The sequence below is a fragment of the Herbaspirillum sp. SJZ107 genome (genome assembly GCF_006715485.1).
Lineage (GTDB): Bacteria > Pseudomonadota > Gammaproteobacteria > Burkholderiales > Burkholderiaceae_D > Telluria.
In genome coordinates, this window is sequence record NZ_VFNH01000001.1 from 872583 (window position 1) to 889646 (window position 17064).

General features: G+C 67.2%; 18 protein-coding genes. 9 read left to right on the forward strand and 9 right to left on the reverse strand.

Annotation, left to right across the window (positions count from 1 at the left end; translation table 11 throughout):
* The first annotated feature begins 44 nt into the window (after positions 1–44).
* Positions 45–1208 carry a diguanylate cyclase gene (locus tag FBX97_RS03920; RefSeq protein WP_141828908.1) on the forward strand — a complete coding sequence of 388 codons (1164 nt, stop codon included), beginning with the start codon at positions 45–47 and terminating at the stop codon, positions 1206–1208.
* A 25-nt stretch (positions 1209–1233) separates the two neighbouring features.
* On the opposite strand, the gene FBX97_RS03925 is transcribed toward FBX97_RS03920, so the two are convergent.
* Entirely contained in the window at positions 1234–1542 is a 309-nt protein-coding gene (locus FBX97_RS03925) for a PAAR domain-containing protein (protein WP_141828909.1), read from the reverse strand.
* A gap of 140 nt (positions 1543–1682) precedes the next feature.
* On the opposite strand from FBX97_RS03925, the gene FBX97_RS29495 reads away from it, so the two are divergent.
* On the forward strand, positions 1683–2300 hold the full coding sequence (locus tag FBX97_RS29495) for a hypothetical protein (RefSeq protein ID WP_370457139.1): 618 nt from the start codon (positions 1683–1685) through the stop codon (positions 2298–2300).
* Between the two features lie 13 nt (positions 2301–2313).
* Here the strand turns inward: FBX97_RS29495 and FBX97_RS03940 are convergent, their stop codons facing one another.
* Together FBX97_RS03940 and FBX97_RS03945 are read right to left on the reverse strand one after the other, a co-directional pair.
* The gene (locus tag FBX97_RS03940; protein WP_141828912.1) at positions 2314–2625 is read right to left on the reverse strand and encodes a hypothetical protein; all 312 of its coding nucleotides are present in this window, start codon (positions 2623–2625) and stop codon (positions 2314–2316) included.
* 253 nt (positions 2626–2878) lie between these two features.
* Positions 2879–3526 carry an ABC transporter ATP-binding protein gene (locus FBX97_RS03945; RefSeq protein WP_141828913.1) on the reverse strand — a complete coding sequence of 216 codons (648 nt, stop codon included), beginning with the start codon at positions 3524–3526 and terminating at the stop codon, positions 2879–2881.
* Positions 3527–3688: 162 nt separating this feature from the next.
* On the opposite strand from FBX97_RS03945, the gene egtD reads away from it, so the two are divergent.
* The 3 genes from egtD to FBX97_RS03960 are packed head-to-tail and all read left to right on the forward strand — an operon-like array spanning position 3689 to position 6892.
* Complete coding sequence (egtD, locus tag FBX97_RS03950) at positions 3689–4684, forward strand: L-histidine N(alpha)-methyltransferase (protein WP_141828914.1); 996 nt, start codon at positions 3689–3691, stop codon at positions 4682–4684.
* 10 nt (positions 4685–4694) lie between these two features.
* Positions 4695–5966, forward strand: coding sequence for an ergothioneine biosynthesis protein EgtB (egtB, locus tag FBX97_RS03955; protein ID WP_141828915.1), 1272 nt, complete (start codon positions 4695–4697; stop codon positions 5964–5966).
* Positions 5963–6892, forward strand: a complete 930-nt coding sequence (locus tag FBX97_RS03960; protein ID WP_141828916.1) for a YihY/virulence factor BrkB family protein — start codon at positions 5963–5965, stop codon at positions 6890–6892. The genes egtB and FBX97_RS03960 overlap by 4 nt, the downstream gene beginning before the upstream one ends.
* On the opposite strand, the gene FBX97_RS03965 is transcribed toward FBX97_RS03960, so the two are convergent.
* The 3 genes from FBX97_RS03965 to leuA all read right to left on the reverse strand — a co-directional run bounded on the left by FBX97_RS03965 (position 6876) and on the right by leuA (position 10024).
* Positions 6876–7265, reverse strand: a complete 390-nt coding sequence (locus tag FBX97_RS03965; RefSeq protein ID WP_141828917.1) for a hypothetical protein — start codon at positions 7263–7265, stop codon at positions 6876–6878. The genes FBX97_RS03960 and FBX97_RS03965 overlap by 17 nt on opposite strands.
* A 94-nt stretch (positions 7266–7359) precedes the next feature.
* A complete protein-coding gene (locus FBX97_RS03970; RefSeq protein ID WP_141828918.1) occupies positions 7360–8304 on the reverse strand; it encodes a cupin-like domain-containing protein in 945 nt (314 codons plus the stop codon).
* A gap of 25 nt (positions 8305–8329) precedes the next feature.
* Positions 8330–10024, reverse strand: a complete 1695-nt coding sequence (gene leuA, locus FBX97_RS03975) for a 2-isopropylmalate synthase (protein WP_141828919.1) — start codon at positions 10022–10024, stop codon at positions 8330–8332.
* Between the two features lie 543 nt (positions 10025–10567).
* On the opposite strand from leuA, the gene FBX97_RS03980 reads away from it, so the two are divergent.
* Together FBX97_RS03980 and FBX97_RS03985 are read left to right on the forward strand one after the other, a co-directional pair.
* The gene (locus FBX97_RS03980; protein ID WP_141828920.1) at positions 10568–10768 is read left to right on the forward strand and encodes a hypothetical protein; all 201 of its coding nucleotides are present in this window, start codon (positions 10568–10570) and stop codon (positions 10766–10768) included.
* Positions 10761–11432: a DUF1906 domain-containing protein gene (locus FBX97_RS03985; RefSeq protein WP_185748464.1), complete on the forward strand. Its 672-nt coding sequence runs from the start codon at positions 10761–10763 to the stop codon at positions 11430–11432. The genes FBX97_RS03980 and FBX97_RS03985 overlap by 8 nt, the downstream gene beginning before the upstream one ends.
* A gap of 10 nt (positions 11433–11442) precedes the next feature.
* Here FBX97_RS03985 and selD read toward each other — a convergent pair whose 3' ends face one another.
* Both selD and senB read right to left on the reverse strand, forming a co-directional pair.
* Positions 11443–12495, reverse strand: coding sequence for a selenide, water dikinase SelD (gene selD / locus FBX97_RS03990; RefSeq protein WP_141828922.1), 1053 nt, complete (start codon positions 12493–12495; stop codon positions 11443–11445).
* Positions 12492–13466 carry a selenoneine biosynthesis selenosugar synthase SenB gene (gene senB / locus FBX97_RS03995; protein WP_141828923.1) on the reverse strand — a complete coding sequence of 325 codons (975 nt, stop codon included), beginning with the start codon at positions 13464–13466 and terminating at the stop codon, positions 12492–12494. The genes selD and senB overlap by 4 nt, the downstream gene beginning before the upstream one ends.
* Positions 13467–13497: 31 nt before the next feature.
* Here senB and senA point away from each other — a divergent pair, with 31 nt between their 5' ends.
* Both senA and FBX97_RS04005 read left to right on the forward strand, forming a co-directional pair.
* Positions 13498–14691, forward strand: coding sequence for a selenoneine synthase SenA (senA, locus tag FBX97_RS04000; protein WP_185748465.1), 1194 nt, complete (start codon positions 13498–13500; stop codon positions 14689–14691).
* A gap of 123 nt (positions 14692–14814) precedes the next feature.
* Positions 14815–15504 (forward strand): helix-turn-helix domain-containing protein, encoded by a 690-nt coding sequence (locus FBX97_RS04005; RefSeq protein WP_141828924.1) that lies wholly within the window; start codon positions 14815–14817, stop codon positions 15502–15504.
* A gap of 122 nt (positions 15505–15626) precedes the next feature.
* On the opposite strand, the gene FBX97_RS04010 is transcribed toward FBX97_RS04005, so the two are convergent.
* A complete protein-coding gene (locus FBX97_RS04010) occupies positions 15627–17057 on the reverse strand; it encodes a DEAD/DEAH box helicase (protein ID WP_141828925.1) in 1431 nt (476 codons plus the stop codon).
* Between the last annotated feature and the right edge of the window lie 7 nt (positions 17058–17064).

Here is a 17064-nt window from a genome sequence, read left to right on the forward strand (position 1 = left end):
TGGGTTTCTGATAAGCTGCCCGTTGCACGCAATCTGAGGGGCGCATGGACTCGACCACGATGGTATTGGCACTCGCACTGGGCAACCTGGCCCTGTGCGCGGCCCTGTTTTTCTTCGAGCACGTCGATGGCCGTCCGGCCGCCTTGTCGGCCTGGGGCTGGGGCCGTCAATACCAGGCCGCCGGCTGGCTGTTGCTGGCGATCGGCGCCGCCGGCGTGATGCCCGAGGGGCTGGCCTTCCCGGTGTCGTACGCGCTGGTGTTCGCCGGCGTTGCCTGGGAATGCGGGGCGCAGTGGGAACGCGCCGGCCGCCTGCGCTGGCGTCGCGTGGTGGCGCCGCTGTTGGGACTGGCCATCGCCGCCTTCGTCCTCTGCAACCTGATCGATCCCTTCGGCCTGCGCGCGATTGCCGCTTCGCTGGTCCTGGGCGGCTTTTACCTGGGCGCCGCCGTGGCGCTGGCGATCGGCTGGACCGAAGCGTCGATGCTGCGCCGTTTCCTGGCGCTGGCGACCGGCATCCTGGCCCTGGTGGTGGGCGCGCGCGGCGCCCTGGTGCTCGCCGCGCCTGCCGGCTGGGGCTGGATGAGCAACGACCTGCTGCGCCAGTTGCACACCGGCGCGCTGTACCTGCTGGCCGTGCTGGGCGCCTTCGGCTGGCTGCTGCTGGGGCGCGAGCGCCTGCAGGGCGAACTGGCCCGCATGGAAATCGTGGATCCGCTCACCGACGTGCCCAACCGGCGCGGCTTCTTCCAGACACTGGCGCCGTGGATGGCGCTGGCGCGCCGCCCGGGCCAGCCGACCGCGCTGGTCCTGTTCGACCTCGACCAGTTCAAGCGCATCAACGACGGCTACGGCCACCCGGCCGGCGACGTGGTGCTGGCCACGCTGGCCGCGGCCTGCAAGCGCCAGCTGCGCGACAGCGACGTGCTGGGACGCCTGGTCGGCGTCGAATTCGCGATCCTGCTGCCGCGCACCGGCGAGCAGGACGCCCTGATGGTGGCCGAGCGCATGCGCGCCGCGATCGAGGCCCAGCGCGTGAAGACCGAACGCGCCCTGATCTCGCTGACCGCCAGTTTCGGCGTGACCACGATCCGTCCCGACGACAGCAACGTGACCCTGCTGGCGCGCGCCGACGAAGCGCTGCGCGCGGCCAAGGCGGCCGGGCGCAACCGGGTCGAGCTGGCGGCGCCCCCGGTGCTGGCCGAGTAGCGCCGGACGGCCTTCGATAGCCGGATCAGGCCGCTTCGGAGCGGTCGGCCAGCCATTGGCGGTAGCGCTGCTGGCTGGCCAGCAGGCGCGGGGTGGGCGTGCATTTGCACAGGCACAGGTCGTCCTCGAGAGCGGGGCGGCGGCCGTCTTCGCTGCAGGCCAGGCGCCGGCCGTCGCAGGCGATCTCGCCTTTGCTGCCGCAGTTCGGGCAATCGACCAGGTCGCCTTCCAGTGCGCGCCGGACGCCGTCCAGCGACACGCTGGAACTGGCCGTCACGACTTTGCCGCCGGCATCGGTGGCGGCTCCCAGGGTGATGTAGCAGCGCTTGCGCATCGTTCTTTCCCGTCCTGTCAAAAATTTCCACTCTAGTGTCGTGGCCGGACATGTATTTGCGCGCGCACAAACGTGTCGCTTTTTACGGGAAACTGTTAAATCGTCTATACTGTTTGGCTTGTTTTCAGGAGAACACCGGTATGGTAAAAACGACAGCGGCGGCAGGCAAGGCAGGGCGTGCGGCGAAGGAAGAAAAAGTGGGCAAGGCAGCGGCGGCGGTGAAGCCGGCCAGGACCGCGAAAGCCGAGGCCACACCCGCGGTCAAGGCGGCTGCCAGGACTGCTGCCAAGCCCGCAGTCAAGGCTGTGGCCAAGGCCGCGCCGCCGGCGGCCGCAAAGCCGGCCGCAAAGTCCGCAGCCAAACCCGTAGCTAAACCCGCAGCCAAACCCGCAGCGAAGCCGGCCGCCCGTGGCAGGGCCGCCGCCGCCAGCCCGGCGCAGGCGGTCAAGGAAGCCGCGCGCAAGCTGGCGCCGCCGCCCAGGACCCGCAGCAGCCGCGCTCCTGCCGCGCCTGCGCCCGAGACCCGCGTCGAAGCCGTGCGCCAGCAGCTGGTGCGCGACAGCTTCACCATGCCCGAGCAGGAATACGCGGTCATCAACACCGTCAAGCAGGCCTGCCTGAAGGCCGGCTTCGAAGTCAAGAAAAGCGAGCTGCTGCGGATCGGCGTGGCCCTGCTGGGCCAGCTGGATACGGCCGCGCTGCGTGCCGTGCTGGCCAGCCTGCCGCAGATCAAGACCGGGCGTCCGGCCGCCGAATAAGCCCGGCCTCGTCTCAGTGATGCACGCGCCCTTCCGGCGTCGTGCGTGACTCGGCCGTCAATTCCTTCAGCTCGCGGATCGAGATGTTCGACTTTTCGTGCATCCGCAACAGGATCGTCGCCCCGACGTTCAGCTTGCGGTGACGGATCTTGCTGATGATCGGCGGCTGCACTTCGAGAACGCGGCACAGTTCTGCATCGTTCTTCAACTGCATGCGTTCGATCAAGGTGTCGAGCAACTTGTTGGGCATGAAGCTCGATGGCTCCATCGCGCGTGCCCGGTGCATTGCCTCGAGCAACTCCTGTTTTTTCTGCCGTACGCTCATGAATTCCTCCGTAGTGGATGACATTCAAGACTGATCGACTGTTTTGGAGAAGTGCCCGACCGGATGTTGTTGGCGCCTTGTGCCGGCCCTGCGTCGCCTGCGTCCAGCAGGATGACGTTGAGCCCGCGCAATGCGGGGTGGGTTTTGTTGGAATGCTACTACGACTTTGACAAGATTGACGCACTGTTCATGAAAAACACGCCAGAACGTCGCTCTTTCTGGTAGGAATTCCCGGCAAATTCGCTCATCTGTTTCAGCCAGGCACCAAACCGGCGCGCGTCAGCACCAGTATCCGGTCGGCCATGGCCGCCGCCGCATGCGAGTGGGTTACCATGATCGCGCCGGCGCCGCTGTCCTTGATCTCGGCACGCAGCAGGTGCAGGATGCCGTCGGCGGTATCGGGGTCGAGGTTGCCGGTCGGTTCGTCGGCCAGCAGCAGGGCGGGGCGGTGTACCAGGGCGCGCGCGATCGCCACCCGCTGCAGTTCGCCGCCGGACAGCTGGCGCGGGAAATCGGCGCCGCGTCCACCCAGGCCGACCGCATCCAGCATGCGCGACGCGCGCGCCGGGTCCGGTGCGCCGTTCAACAGCAGCGGCAAGGCCACGTTCTGTGCCAGGCTCAGGTGGGGCAGGACGTGGAAGGCCTGGAAGATGAAGCCCATGCGGGTGCGCCGCAGCCGGGTGGCGGCATCGTCGTCGAGCGCCGACATCGGCATGCCGTCGACCAGGACCTGGCCGCTGTCCGGCACGTCCAGGCCGGCGATCAGGTTCAGCAGGGTGGATTTGCCGACGCCGGATTCGCCCATGATCGCGACGAATTCGCCGGCCTGGAAACGGTGCGAGAGCCGGGCCAGCACGGTGCGGCCGCCGTAGGATTTGCCGAGGTCGACGAGTTCGAGCATGGAGGGCAGGTTGAAAAGACAGCCGCTACTCTAGCACGGCGGCCGGGGTGAGCACGGTTGGGCCGGCGCGCGAACCGTCCGGCACAAATCGCGTATTATGGCTCAAACAACAACACTTCAATCCTGGCCGCATGGTGCGGCAGGTCCACCTGGGGAGCCTCGATGCCGAGCCCGAATCTGGAATCACCTTTGGATTACCTGTCGCCGGATGCGCACCTGGCCGGTGCCGCAGCGCAGGAGCATGCCGAGCTCGACGCCGGCCTGCGCGCACGCCATGCCTGCATTTCGCCCAAGTTCCTGTACGACCCGCTCGGCTCGCGCCTGTTCGAAGCGATCTGCGAGCTGCCCGAGTATTACCCGACGCGCACCGAGGCCGCGATCTTCGCCCGCCACGGCGCCGAGATCGCATCGACCATCGGCACCGGCGCCACCCTGATCGACCTGGGCGCCGGCAACTGTGCCAAGGCGGCCAGCCTGTTTCCGCTGCTGCGGCCGGCCCAGTACGTGCCGGTCGACATCTCGGCCGATTTCCTGCAGGACGCGGTGGCGCGCCTGCGCCTGCGCTTCGGCCACATCGAGATGAACGCGGTCGGGATGGATTTTTCCACGAGTAGCTGGCAGCTGCCCGAGTTCGTGCGCAGCGGCCGCCGCCTGTTCTTCTATCCCGGCTCGTCGATCGGCAATTTTGCCCCGGACGAGGCGCGTGCCTTCCTGCGCCGCGTGCACGCCCAGTGCGGCGAGGATGGCGGCATCCTGATCGGCATCGACCTGGCCAAGCCGGCCGCGGTGCTGGATCCGGCCTACGACGATGCGCTCGGCGTCACCGCCGCCTTCAACCTGAACGTGCTGCGCCACGTCAATCGCCTGCTGGATGCCGATTTCGACATCCGCGCCTGGCGCCACCGCGGCTTCTACAACGAAGCCGAGGGCCGGGTCGAGATGCACCTGGAAGCGGCGCGCACGCAGCAGGTCAGCTGGCGCGGCGGCAGCCGCCGCTTCGAAGCGGGCGAGTGGATCCACACCGAAAACAGTTATAAATACCGCCGCGGCGACGCCATCCGGCTGCTCGAAGAATCGGGCTTCGCCACCAGCGCCGTCTGGACCGACCCGCAGGGCTGGTTCGCCGTGATCCACGCGCGCGCCCGGCCGGCACACTGAGGAGTCCGCCATGGGAACCCCGTTCGAACGCGCCGCTGCCCTTGCCGAATGCGCTACCCGGTTCGGGCAGGTGCGCCAGCGTTCGGTGCACCTGGCCGAGCCGCTGTCGCCCGAGGACTGTTGTGCCCAGTCGATGCCGGACGCCAGCCCGGTCAAATGGCACCTGGCGCACACCACCTGGTTTTTCGAAACCTTCATCCTGGAGCCGCGCGAGGCGGATTTCCGGCCTTTCCACCCGGCTTTCCGGGTCTTGTTCAACTCCTACTACAATGGCGTCGGCGACAAGCATCCGCGCCCCCAGCGCGGCCTGCTGACGCGCCCAGGCATGGCCGACGTGCTGGCCTACCGCGCCGACGTCGACCGCCGCATGGTGCGCCTGCTGGCGCAGCGTCCGGCCGATCCCGAGCTGGCGGCGCTGGTGGAACTCGGCCTGCAGCACGAGCAGCAGCACCAGGAACTGATCCTCACCGACGTCAAGCACATGCTGGCGCAGAGCCCGCTGTTCCCTGCCTACCTCGGTACGCCGCTGGCGGCATCCGGCCCGGTGGCGCCCCCGGCCTGGGTCGACTTCGAAGGCGGCCTGGCCGAGATCGGCCACCGCGGCGCCGGCTTTGCCTTCGACAACGAACTGCCGCGCCACCGTCAGTACGTGGCGCCGTTCGCGCTGGCCTCGCGCCTGGTGACCAACGGCGACTACCTGGAATTCGTCGAGGCCGGCGGCTACCGCGATCCTTCGCTGTGGCTGGCCGAAGGCTGGGACAAGGTGGCGCGCGGCGAGATCGCGCACCCGCTGTACTGGGTACAGCGCGACGAAATGGCCACAGGGCATGGCGCCTGGCAGGAATTCACGCTGCACGGCCTGCAGGCGCTCGACCCGGCACGCCCGGTCACCCATGTCTCGCTGTACGAAGCCGATGCCTATGCGCGCTGGCGCGGCGCCCGCCTGCCGACCGAGGCCGAATGGGAATTCGCCGCGCGCGACGTGGCGATTGCCTGCGGCGACCAGAATTGGCATCCTGAGCCGCGCGCCGCCGGCAGCGCCGGCCTGGCGCAGATGTTCGGCGAATGCTGGCAGTGGACCAGCAGCAGCTACGCGCCGTATCCGGGCTTCGCCCCGGCCGCCGGTGCGCTCGGCGAGTACAACGGCAAGTTCATGATCAACCAGTACGTGCTGCGCGGCTCGTCCTGCGCGACGCCGCACGGCCACGCGCGCGCCAGCTACCGCAACTTCTTCCCGGCGGGCGCGCGCTGGCAGTTCACCGGCATCAGGCTGGCCAGATGAAAACCGTCAGCGGCCCGCGCCTGCGCGTGATCAACCGGCGCGCGAATGCCTGGATCATGGCGCATCCGCTCGAATTCACGCTCACCGCGCTGAAGGGCTTCCGTGCCAACCAGGGCCTGCTGCTGGCCGGCGCCGTCGCCTACTACGCGCTGCTGTCGATCGTGCCTTTCCTGATGCTGGTGGTGGTGGTGCTGTCGCACTTCATCGACCAGGGCGAGTTGCTGGTGACGCTGCGGCGCTACCTCGAACTGATCGTGCCGGGCCAGTCGGCCTCGATGGTGGCCGAGGTCGCGCACTTCCTCGACACGCGCGACCTGATCACCTGGGTGCTGGTCGCCACCATGGTGTTTTTCAGTTCGCTGGCCTTCACGGTGCTGGAAAACGCGATGAGCGTGATCTTCGTGCACCGGGTGGCGGTGCGGCGCCGGCATTACCTCATTTCGGCGCTGCTGCCTTACTGCTACGTGCTGGCGCTCGGCTTCGGCGTGATGATCGTGACCCTGGTCGCCGGCGCGCTGCAGGTGATCGGCAGCGAATACATCCAGCTGTTCGGCTGGCGCTGGTCGCTGCACGGGGTGTCCGGCGTGCTGCTCTACCTGCTCGGCCTGGCCGGCGAGATACTGGTGCTGACCTCGATCTACATGGTGATGCCTGTGGGGCGGCTGTCGCTGTCGCATGCGCTGGTGGGCGGCATCACCGCGGCGCTGCTGTGGGAAATCGCGCGCCACGTGCTGGTGTGGTACTTCACCACGCTGTCGAAGGTCAACTTGGTCTACGGCTCGATGAGCACCGCCATCGTCGTCATGTTCAGCCTGGAGATCGCGGCGACCCTGCTGCTGTTCGGGGCGCAGGTGATCGCCGAATATGAACGGGTGGGCCGGCACGGCGGCGGGCGCGAGCCGGCGCCGCTCAGGACGGCGCCCTGAGCTGCTGCCCGGCCCATACCAGGCAGGCGAACACCAGGCAGCTCAAGCCGGCCACGATCAGGGCGGGCGTGCGGAATTCCGGATGGCTGGAGCTGAACAGCAGCAGGGCGCCGAGGCCGACCGGCACCGCCAGCAGCAGGCTGGCGACCGTGCGGTGCGCGAGCGACGTGCGCATGCGGCTCTCGAAAAAAGGCGCGTACAGGAAGCCCGACGCCAGCAGCGCACCGCAGCCCAGCATGGACAGGATGATCGAGGGTGGCGACGCCGGTGCCTGGCCCTGGGGCGCCCCGGCGGCCAGGATGGCGAACGGGATGCAGCCCACCAGGAGCAGGAGCCCGAACAGCAAGGATACGCCGCGTACGATACCGACCATGACCGATCTCCGGTTGACATCCGGATTCCATCATACTGCAACCGCAGCGTGAAATTCTCACAAAAACTCACACCGGCCGCATTGGAAGGCCGGGTCAGCCCGGCGTCACCCCGCGCAAGGCCAGCGGCAGCGCGCGCGCCCAGCGGTTGGCCGACAGCGAGAAGCTCAGCGCATGCACCTGGTGATACCAGCCGGCCGGCACGTACAGCATGTCGCCGGGCTGCACGATCACTTCGATCAGCGTGGCATGGCGCGCCAGCGGATGGCGATCGAAGTCGGGCGCCTCGGCATCGACCGGCGAACCGAACAGCACCGGATTGGCTTCGCGTACATATAAGTAGGCGTCATGGTGCGGCGGGGCCAGCATGATGCGCTTGGTGCCGCGGATCTGGGCGAAGATGTTGTCGTCGTAGTCGCAATGCAGCGGCGTCACCGTGCCCGCCGGGCCGAGCCAGAAGCGAGGCGGTCCCATCCTGTCGAAATAGGCGGGCCAGTGGCACAGGTGGTTCATGGCGCGCAATTCCAGGTTGCCGACGTAGGGCGGCAGGCCCGGCACCGGCGCGGCCACCAGATCCAGGTAGGCGCGCAGGCTCATGTCCTGCATCGCGCGGTCGGGCGCGAAGGCGGTGTTGATGTAGTCGCCGACGCGCGCCCGCACCGGCACCTCGCCGAATTGCGCGCGCAGCGCATCCGGGTCGAGGGCGCACAGTGGCCAGCGCCCGACCACGCCTTCGATCAGGAAGGGCAGGCCATGCGCGGCGCGGGCGCGGAAGGCGGCAGCATCCGGGCGGCGGATGCGCGGCACGCTATCGATGCGGGGGAGGGTGCGCGCGGCGTCACGGATGGCGTCGCGCATGGCGGCGATGGAGGACACGCCGCGCACGGCGGCGTCGCGCCGAGCGCGCGCCTGGCGCGCTTCTTCGTCGGGCACGGCCGGGCGCGGCGGCAGGCGGCCGGCCGGCTGTGCAGACTGACCGGGCTGAGCGGGTTGATCGGGTTGATCGGGAAGAGCGGCGGGATGGTTCTGGTTGGACGTCATCCCGCCATTTTACCGGCAGACAGGCTTATGCCGCCCGTGCCGCCGGCATCTCGGCATTCAGCGCCAGCTGGCGGTTCACCGCCGACAGCACAGCCTTGAACGAGGCGGTCAGGATGTTGTTGTCGATCGCCGCTCCGAACAGGGTCGGGCCGTTGGCAAGGCGCAGTTCGACGTAGCAGGCCGCGCGCGCATCGGCGCCGGAGCCGATCGCGTGCTCGTGGTAGTCCATCAGGCGCACGTCCAGGCCGAGGGCATTCACGAAGGCGTCGATCGGGCCATTGCCGGTGCCGTGGCGGTTCTGGGTCACACGGTTGTGCTGCAGCGTGACGTCCATCTGCACCCGATGTTCGCCTTCGCCTTCGCTGTCCTCGGTCATGCGGTGCGACGCATACTGGTAGGCCGCGTTTTCCTGCTCGAAGTACTCGCGTGCGAACAGCGTGTGGATGTCGGACGCCGCCACTTCGCGGCCGGTGGCATCGGCATGCTGCTGTACCACGCGCGAAAATTCGATCTGCAGGCGGCGCGGCAGTTCGAGGCCGTATTCCTGCTCGAGCAGGTAAGCCATGCCGCCCTTGCCGGACTGGCTGTTGACGCGGATCACGGCGTCGTAGCTGCGGCCGAGGTCGGCCGGGTCGATCGGCAGGTAGGGCACTTCCCAGATCCCGTCCTTGTCCTGCTTGGCGAAGCCCTTCTTGATCGCATCCTGGTGCGAACCCGAGAACGCCGTGAACACCAGATCGCCCACGTACGGGTGGCGCGGGTGCACCGGGATCTGGTTGCATTCCTCGACCAGCTGGCGCACCGAATCGATGTCCGAGAAGTCCAGGCCCGGGTGCACGCCCTGGGTGTACAGGTTCATCGCGAGCGTGACCAGGTCGACGTTGCCGGTACGTTCGCCGTTACCGAACAGGCAGCCCTCGACGCGGTCGGCGCCGGCCATCACAGCCAGCTCGGCGGCGGCAACGGCGGTGCCGCGGTCGTTGTGCGGGTGCACGCTGATCACCAGGCTGTCGCGGTCGTTCAGGTTGCGGCACATCCACTCGATCTGGTCGGCGTAGATGTTCGGGGTCGCGGCTTCCACGGTCGAAGGCAGGTTGACGATCATCTTGTTCTGCGGGGTCGGCTGCCACACGGCGCTGACGGCGTCGACGATGCGCTTGGAGAAGTCCAGCTCGGTAGTCGAGAACGATTCCGGCGAATATTCGAGGCCCCACTGGGTCTCCGGATGCTGGGCCACCAGTTCCTTGATCAGCTGGGCGCCGTTCACGGCGATCTCCACGATCTGGTCCTGGTCCATGCCGAACACCACGCGGCGGAATACCGGCGCCACCGAGTTATAGACGTGGACGATGGCGCGCTTGGCGCCGACACAGGAGTCGACGGTGCGGCGGATCAGCTCATCGCGCGCCTGGGTCAGCACGATGATGGTGACGTCGTCCGGGATGTGGCCGTCTTCGACCAGCATGCGCACGAAGTCGAAGTCGGTTTGCGATGCCGACGGGAAGCCGACTTCGATTTCCTTGATGCCGATCTGCACCAGCTTCTGGAAGAAACGCAGCTTCTTGTCCACGCTCATCGGCTCGATCAGCGCCTGGTTGCCGTCGCGCAGGTCGGTGCTCATCCAGATCGGCGGCTGGGTGATCGAACGGCTCGGCCACTGGCGGTCGGTGAGGGGAACGGCAGGGAAGGCGCGGTACTTGGCGGCGGGATTGGTCAACATGGCAAGGCTCCTGATCTTTTGTGTGTGCTGGACAACGACGATGTGTGAAATCTGGTGTGGCGCTGGCTGCCGGACGGGCCACGCGACGCTAGGCCCGGCAACCGATCATTAGGTATAGCGCCAGCAGGCCCGCGCGGCGGAAGGAGGCGGCGGTGCTGGTGGCGATGATTGCGGGCGTGGACTCGGTGGTGGCTGACATCGGTACAACTTCCTTGGGGCTGCGGTGTCCGGCAGGGCCGGGCGGGTGCCGGCGGTGCCGGCGCTGCGCTTAGGCGCGTAGCGGCAGGGCCGCTAGCGATAGGGCGCCAGCGAGCGGTAGGAGAGTCGACAGAGGCAGTGGAGAGAACATTTATTCACTCTAAGTGAATTTTGTTTGGCGTGTCAAGCGTTTCATGAGTTGCCGTTTGGTTAACGCGACATCACAGGGCGCCTGTGACCGAAACTTACCGTTGCGTAAGATCAAGTTCTTGAGATTAACGCAGTGGCACAGTGACCCTTGCGCCGCGCCAAGCGGCGTCAAGAAAAACCTGATCGGGAGATGTGATGAGCCATAACCTGTTCCTTGTTTTTCCCCTGCCTGTGACCCTGGCCTTCGCTGCCATGGTCATCCTGCTCCTGATGCTGGCGCGCCTGGTGGCGTTGCTGTGCAAGCCGGTGCCGGTGCGTCCGCCGGCGCCGCGTGGCGTCCAGCCCGACCCGTATGACGGCGTGCGCTCCGCCGACGCCGAGCGGCATCGTGGCTGATCTTCTGCGCACGGCACCGATGGCGGCGCTCAAGGGCCTGGACACGACGCTGGAGTTGACGCGCCACGCGCAGGCGCTCAAGCGGCAGGGCTACGATTTCGCGCTGCGCTACTACAGCCACAACGCGGCCAAGAATCTGTCGCTGGGCGAGGCCAGGGCGCTGGCGCAGGCCGGCATGCGCATCGGGGTGGTGTGGGAAACGGCGGGCACCCGCGCCGGCTTCTTCACCCGCGCCCAGGGCCTGGCCGATGGCGCCGCGGCCTGGCTGATGGCGACCCAGACGATCGGCCAGCCGTTCGGCTCGGCCATCTATTTCGCGGTCGACTACGACCCGACCCAGGCCGACATCGATGGCGCGATCAGCAATTACTTTACCGGCGTGCACGCGGCGCTGTACGTGGCGAACGAGGGGCGGCCCTCGTACCGGGTCGGGGTGTACGGCTCGGGCCTGTGCTGCGGCGCCCTGATGGAACGCGGCATCGCCGCCTGCAGCTGGCTGTCGCAGTCGACCGCCTTCGCCGGCTCGCGCCAGTACGCCGAGCAGAAGCGCTACGACATGATCCAGATGCTGCCGATGCGCATTCCGGGGGAGGACGGCATCATCCTCGACATCGATCCCGACGCGACCCACCCGGACCGCGATCCGGGGCTGTTCGTGGTGTGAGCCGGGGCGTTCAGGCGACCTTGACGCGCGCGGTACCCTCGGCCATGCGGCCGATCACGGCGGCGTGTTCGAAGCCGTCGCGCTTGAACAGCGCCAGCACCTCGTCGACGCTGCCCGGATCGCAGGACACCAGCAGGCCGCCCGAGGTTTGCGGGTCGCTCAGGAGGATGCGCCCGGTCTCCTTCACGCCGGCGCCGAGTTCGACATCGTGGCCGTAGGCATCCCAGTTGCGGCCCGAGGCGCCGGTAAAGAAGCCTTCGTGCGCCAGCTGTTCGACGCCCGGCAGCAGCGGGATGCGGTCCATCTCGAGTTCCGCGCTCAGGCCGGCGCCGCGCGCCAGTTCCAGCAGGTGGCCGAGCAGGCCGAAGCCGGTGACGTCGGTCAGCGCATGCACGCCGTCCAGCTGCGCCAGCGCCTTGCCCGGTTTGTTGAGCTTGGTCGTGTTGGCGATCATGGCGGCATAGCCCTCGGCGTCGAGCTTGTCCTTCTTCAGCGCGGCCGACAGCACGCCCACGCCCAGCGGCTTGCCCAGGATCAGGACGTCGCCGGCGCGGGCGTCGGCATTGCGCTTGACCTTCGACGGATGCACGAGGCCCATCACGACCAGGCCGTAGATCGGCTCGACCGAGTCGATGGTATGGCCGCCGGCGATCGGAATGCCGGCCTCGAGGCACACGGCCGCGCCACCTTCGGTGATCTTGCCGATGGTCTCCAGCGGCAGCTTGTTGATCGGCATGCCAACCAGGGCCAGCGCCATGATCGGCGTGCCGCCCATCGCGTACACGTCGGAGATGGCGTTGGTGGCGGCGATGCGGCCGAAATCGTACGGGTCGTCGACGATCGGCATGAAGAAATCGGTGGTGGCGATCAGCGCCTGCTCGTCGTTGAGCTTGTAGACGGCGGCGTCGTCGGCGGTCTCGATGCCGACCATGAGTTCTTTCGGCACCGGGAAGCCGCTCGACTTCTTGAGGATCTCGGACAGCACGCCGGGCGCGATCTTGCAGCCGCAGCCGCCGCCGTGGGAGAAGGAGGTCAGTTTGATGGGTTGGTCGAGGTCGCTCATGTCGGTTCCGGAAAAAGAAGGAGATTATCCACCAAGTCGAGGACGGCCGCTCGCTCGGCCGCCGGGGCAAACAGGCGAGCGCGCGCGGCGCACTGGCGGCGCAGGCGCGCGTGGAAGCGCGTGTCCTGCACGCTGCGCTCGATCAGGCGCGCCAGCGCCCCTGCATCGCCGGCCGGGAAGTAGCCGGCGTAATCCTCGCCCAGCATGCCGACGTTGCCGCCGACGTGCGAGGCCAGCACCGGCACGCCGCTGGTCACGGCTTCGATGATGACGTTGGCGCCGCCTTCCATGCGCGACGCGATCACCATCGCATGGCAACGCCGCAGGCGCCGCCGCGCCGGCAAGTGGGGCAGGGCGCCGAGCCAGCAGTAATGCGGCGTCGCCGCTGCGGTGGCGCGCGCGGCGTCGGCCAGGCCGGGGTCGAGGGCGGCGCCGATGTGCAGCAGGCGCACGGCGGAGTCTTCGATCCGCGTGGCCGCGCCCATGAAGGTCAGCGGGTCCTTTTCCGGCCGCAGGTGGCCGATCATGGCGATGTCGGCACGCTCGCGCCGTCCGCGGTACGGCCGCAGGCGCGGCGCCGACTGGTAGATCACGTGGGTCCTGGCCTGCTGCTGCGCCGTCAGTTGCGCCAGGCCGTCCGGTTGCAGCACCACCAGCGCATCGGCCAGGCCGAGCGAGGCGCGCGCGCTGTCGTCTTCGTGGATGTCGCGGTACAGGTCGGTGCCGGTGAGGACCAGCAGCGCGGGCTTGTGCGGATGCGCGGCCCGGAACGCGGCCAGCGCCGGCCCCGAGCGGCGCGCGTGCAGGGCGATCAGCAGGTCCGGCACCGGATCGCCGTCCTGCCAGCTCGGGGCGATGCGCACCCGGTAGCCGGCGCGCAGGAAGCGTTGCCAGCGGCTGGCGGTCTGCCAGTTGCCGTTGTTTTCGCGGGCGGAGGCGGGACTGACGATCAGAATCTGCGGGTGTGGCATGGGTCCTTCGGCTTGGGTCTACAATGCAGGGATGACTGAACTGCATGCATCCTTCCGCGCGGCCGGCCCGCGCCAACTGGCGGCCATGCTGCGCGATGCGCGGCATTATACGCTGGCACTGTACGACGCCCTGGACGCCGCCGGCTTCGGCGAACCGGCCCGGGTGCCGCGCCTGCCCATCGTCAATCCGCCGCTGTGGGAGCTCGGCCACCTGGCCTGGTTCGCCGAGTGGTACATCCTGCGCGAGGCGACCGGCAGCAGCCCGGGCGAAGCGCAGGGGAACTCGCTGCTGGCGCGCGGCGACGACTGGTTCGATTCCAGCCTGGTGCCGCACCGCACACGCTGGACGCTCGATCTGCCGCCGCCGGGCGCCCTGAAGACCTATTGCCGCGAAGTGCTGGACCGGATCCTCGACCGCCTCGCGCGCGAACCCGACACCGACGCCGCCCTGTACCCCTACCGGCTGGCGCTGGCGCACGAGGACATGCATGGCGAAGCCTTGCTGTACACGCTGCAGACGCTGGGTGTGGCGCCGCCGGCGCTGCCATCCGCACAGCCGCGCGTGACGCCGCCGGGCGAGATCGCATTCGGCGGCGGCAGCTTCCTGCGCGGCGGCGAGCAGGGGCGGGGCTTCGTGTTCGACAACGAGCGCGACGCGTCGACGGTGCGCGTGGCTCCGTTCGCGCTGGACGCCGGCCTGGTGACGAACGGCGCCTGGCTCGACTTCATGCGCGACGGCGGCTACCAGCGCGCCCAATACTGGAGCGACGCCGGCCGCGCCTGGCTGATGGGGCAGGAGCGCTCGGCGCCGCGCTACTGGACGCGCGATGGCGAGGACTGGCACCTGCTGCGCTTCGGGCGCCGCATCGCGCTCGACCCGGCGGCGCCGCTGCGCCACGTCAGCCTGCATGAAGCCCAGGCCTGGTGCAGCTGGGCCGGGCGGCGCCTGCCGACCGAGGCGGAGTGGGAGTATGCGGCCGTGTCGCGCCAGCCGGGCTTTGCATGGGGCGCGCTGTGGGAGTGGACGGCATCGCCTTTCCTGCCATATGCCGGCTTCGAGGCCGACCGCTACCGCGAGTACTCGGCCCCCTGGTTCGGCAGCAGGCAGGCGATCCGCGGGGCGTCGTTCGCCACGCCGGCGCGCTTGCGGTCGCCGCATTTCCGCAATTTCTTCACACCCGAGCGCGACGATATCTTTGTCGGGTTCCGCAGTTGCGCGCTATAAAAAGCAGAGTGATCTGGGCGCTATAGTTGTTGTTTGGTAACAACTCATTGAATACGCTCTTTCGGCAAATGCTGTGCGTACATTTACACTGGGCAACTTAAATGATTGCCTTGCGTAAATGGTATGAGAGCGAATGATCTGATTGAAGCATTAAGCAAGAAGCTTGGAACCACCTCGCAGTCCGAACTGGCGTCGGTATTGGGAGTTGCGGTTGGAACCTTGATCAACTGGAAAAACAGGAACGAGGATCTCAGCGCGGCACAGGTCGCCTCTGCATTATCGAAATCACGTTCGGCTGCCGTGAAAAGAGCGCAGCTGGAGACCATCCAGCCAATCGTGGAGTTTTATCCGATCGAGCGCTGCCGCAGCGGCCGCGATGCAAGCTGGCTGGTGTTCGATGGCGGCACAAATGCAAACCTGTATGCACAAGGCCTTCGTGACGCCCTTAAAGAGAGTGTCGGCATCTATATCTTTTACGACTCTCGCGGCCAGGCACTGTATGTAGGGAAGGCCAAGGAACAAACGATATGGAAGGAAATGAACCTGGCATTTGTTCGGAAACGTAATATCCAGAGAATCGCGCTCGTCAGTCACCCGGACCGCAATCAGGAATTCAAACCGGGATACGAAAAACTGCGCCAGCCAAAGGATACCCTCCTCGAGTTGTGCGACCTGGCCTCGTATTTCAGCGCCTATCAGGTCAATGAAGGCATGATCGACGATCTCGAGGCATTGATGGTACGAGGCTTTGCCAACAACCTGCTGAATGTGCGTATGGAGACGTTTGCGCACAGCAGGAATGGCGGCAAATAAGCAGGCACGCGTAGCAGGGCAGCTTGCCGGGCCTATCCGCATACGTCCAAGTACTTGGCCGGCAATAAAAAAAGGCTGCCGAAGCAGCCTTTCTCGTTTCAACTCAACTCAGCGATGAACGATCAACGATCGCCGAACGCGCGGCGTGCGCTGTCGGCCGAACGCGGATTGCTGCCGCGGTAGCCGCCTTCGCGGGCCGGACGCTGGCCGCCTTCACTGCGGAAGCCGCCGCCTTCACGCGAGCCGGTTGCGTTCGGCTTCGAGAAGCTGCGCTGGCCCGGCTTGCCGGCGTTGCGGCCGTCGCCCGGTTTCCAGCCCGGACGGTTGCCGCTGCGTGCCGGTGCCGAACGCTTCGGCTCGAAGCCGACGACCACGTCGACCGGGATGGTCTGCTTGGTGAAACGCTCGATACGCTTGACGTTCATGCCTTCTGCGTGGTTCACCAGCGAGACCGCGGTGCCATTGCGGCCGGCACGGCCGGTACGGCCGATACGGTGCACGTAGTCCTCCGGGAACTTCGGCAGGTCGTAGTTCACCACGTGGGTGATGGTCGGCACGTCGATGCCGCGCGCAGCGACGTCGGTGGCCACCAGCACGCGCACCTGGCCGCGGCGCATGCCGTCCAGCGTGCGGTTGCGCGCACCCTGGTGCATGTCGCCGTGCAGGGCGGCAGCCGCGAAACCGGCGATGTTCAGGCGGTCGGCGATCATGTCGGCATCGCGCTTGGTGGCGGTGAACACCACGGCCTGGTCCATCGTTTCGTCACGCAGCAGGTGGTCCAGCAGGCGGTTCTTGTGCGACAGGTCGTCGACGAAGTGCACCTTCTGCGTGATGTTCTCGTGGCGGTTGGTCGCGCTCATGATCTGGATCACTTGCGGATCCTTGGTGATGCGGCGTGCCATGTTGCCGACGACGCCATCCAGCGTGGCCGAGAACAGCATGGTCTGGCGGGTGTCAGGCGTAGCGGCGACGATCTTCTCGATGTCGTCGATGAAGCCCATGTCCAGCATGCGGTCGGCTTCGTCCAGCACCAGGATTTCCAGTTGCGAGAAGTCGATCTTGCCCGATTCCATGTGGTCGATCAGGCGGCCCGGGGTCGCGACCAGGATCTCGGGATTCTTGGCCAGCAGCTGCATCTGCTTCGGGTACGGCATGCCGCCCAGGATCGAGACGGCGCGGATGCGGCGCATGAAGGCAGTGTACTGCTCGGTTGCCTGGGTGACCTGCAAGGCCAGTTCGCGGGTCGGGGTCAGCACCAGCATCTTCGGCTGGGCTGCCTTGAAGCGGACGCGTTCGCCGCGGGCACGGGCTGCCTGTGCTTCCTGGGCCGGCGTACGGCCGGCCGGTGCCGGCTCTTCGCTGGCGAATTTATGCAGGGCCGGCAGCATGAATGCCGCGGTCTTGCCGGAACCGGTCTGCGACGACACCAGCAGGTCGCGGCCTGCGATACCTGCAGGCACGGCCTGCTCCTGCACCGGGGTCGGCTTTTCGTAGCCGGCGACGGAGACTGCTTTGACGATGGACGTGTGTAAGCCTAATGCTTCAAAACTCATTGTTTGA

What these genes read in the sequence shown, in the direction of transcription:
- FBX97_RS04010 (WP_141828925.1), bottom strand. Translation starts at nt 17,057, where the DNA reads ATGAGTTTTGAAGCATTAGGCTTACACACGTCCATCGTCAAAGCAGTC.
- FBX97_RS03940 (WP_141828912.1), bottom strand. Translation starts at nt 2,625, where the DNA reads ATGAGCGTACGGCAGAAAAAACAGGAGTTGCTCGAGGCAATGCACCGG.
- FBX97_RS03925 (WP_141828909.1), bottom strand. Translation starts at nt 1,542, where the DNA reads ATGCGCAAGCGCTGCTACATCACCCTGGGAGCCGCCACCGATGCCGGC.
- senB (WP_141828923.1), bottom strand. Translation starts at nt 13,466, where the DNA reads ATGCCACACCCGCAGATTCTGATCGTCAGTCCCGCCTCCGCCCGCGAA.
- FBX97_RS03965 (WP_141828917.1), bottom strand. Translation starts at nt 7,265, where the DNA reads ATGGTCGGTATCGTACGCGGCGTATCCTTGCTGTTCGGGCTCCTGCTC.
- FBX97_RS04005 (WP_141828924.1), top strand. Translation starts at nt 14,815, where the DNA reads ATGAGAGCGAATGATCTGATTGAAGCATTAAGCAAGAAGCTTGGAACC.
- senA (WP_185748465.1), top strand. Translation starts at nt 13,498, where the DNA reads ATGACTGAACTGCATGCATCCTTCCGCGCGGCCGGCCCGCGCCAACTG.
- egtD (WP_141828914.1), top strand. Translation starts at nt 3,689, where the DNA reads ATGCCGAGCCCGAATCTGGAATCACCTTTGGATTACCTGTCGCCGGAT.
- selD (WP_141828922.1), bottom strand. Translation starts at nt 12,495, where the DNA reads ATGAGCGACCTCGACCAACCCATCAAACTGACCTCCTTCTCCCACGGC.
- FBX97_RS03970 (WP_141828918.1), bottom strand. Translation starts at nt 8,304, where the DNA reads ATGACGTCCAACCAGAACCATCCCGCCGCTCTTCCCGATCAACCCGAT.
- FBX97_RS03960 (WP_141828916.1), top strand. Translation starts at nt 5,963, where the DNA reads ATGAAAACCGTCAGCGGCCCGCGCCTGCGCGTGATCAACCGGCGCGCG.
- FBX97_RS29495 (WP_370457139.1), top strand. Translation starts at nt 1,683, where the DNA reads ATGGTAAAAACGACAGCGGCGGCAGGCAAGGCAGGGCGTGCGGCGAAG.
- FBX97_RS03945 (WP_141828913.1), bottom strand. Translation starts at nt 3,526, where the DNA reads ATGCTCGAACTCGTCGACCTCGGCAAATCCTACGGCGGCCGCACCGTG.
- egtB (WP_141828915.1), top strand. Translation starts at nt 4,695, where the DNA reads ATGGGAACCCCGTTCGAACGCGCCGCTGCCCTTGCCGAATGCGCTACC.
- FBX97_RS03920 (WP_141828908.1), top strand. Translation starts at nt 45, where the DNA reads ATGGACTCGACCACGATGGTATTGGCACTCGCACTGGGCAACCTGGCC.
- FBX97_RS03980 (WP_141828920.1), top strand. Translation starts at nt 10,568, where the DNA reads ATGAGCCATAACCTGTTCCTTGTTTTTCCCCTGCCTGTGACCCTGGCC.
- leuA (WP_141828919.1), bottom strand. Translation starts at nt 10,024, where the DNA reads ATGTTGACCAATCCCGCCGCCAAGTACCGCGCCTTCCCTGCCGTTCCC.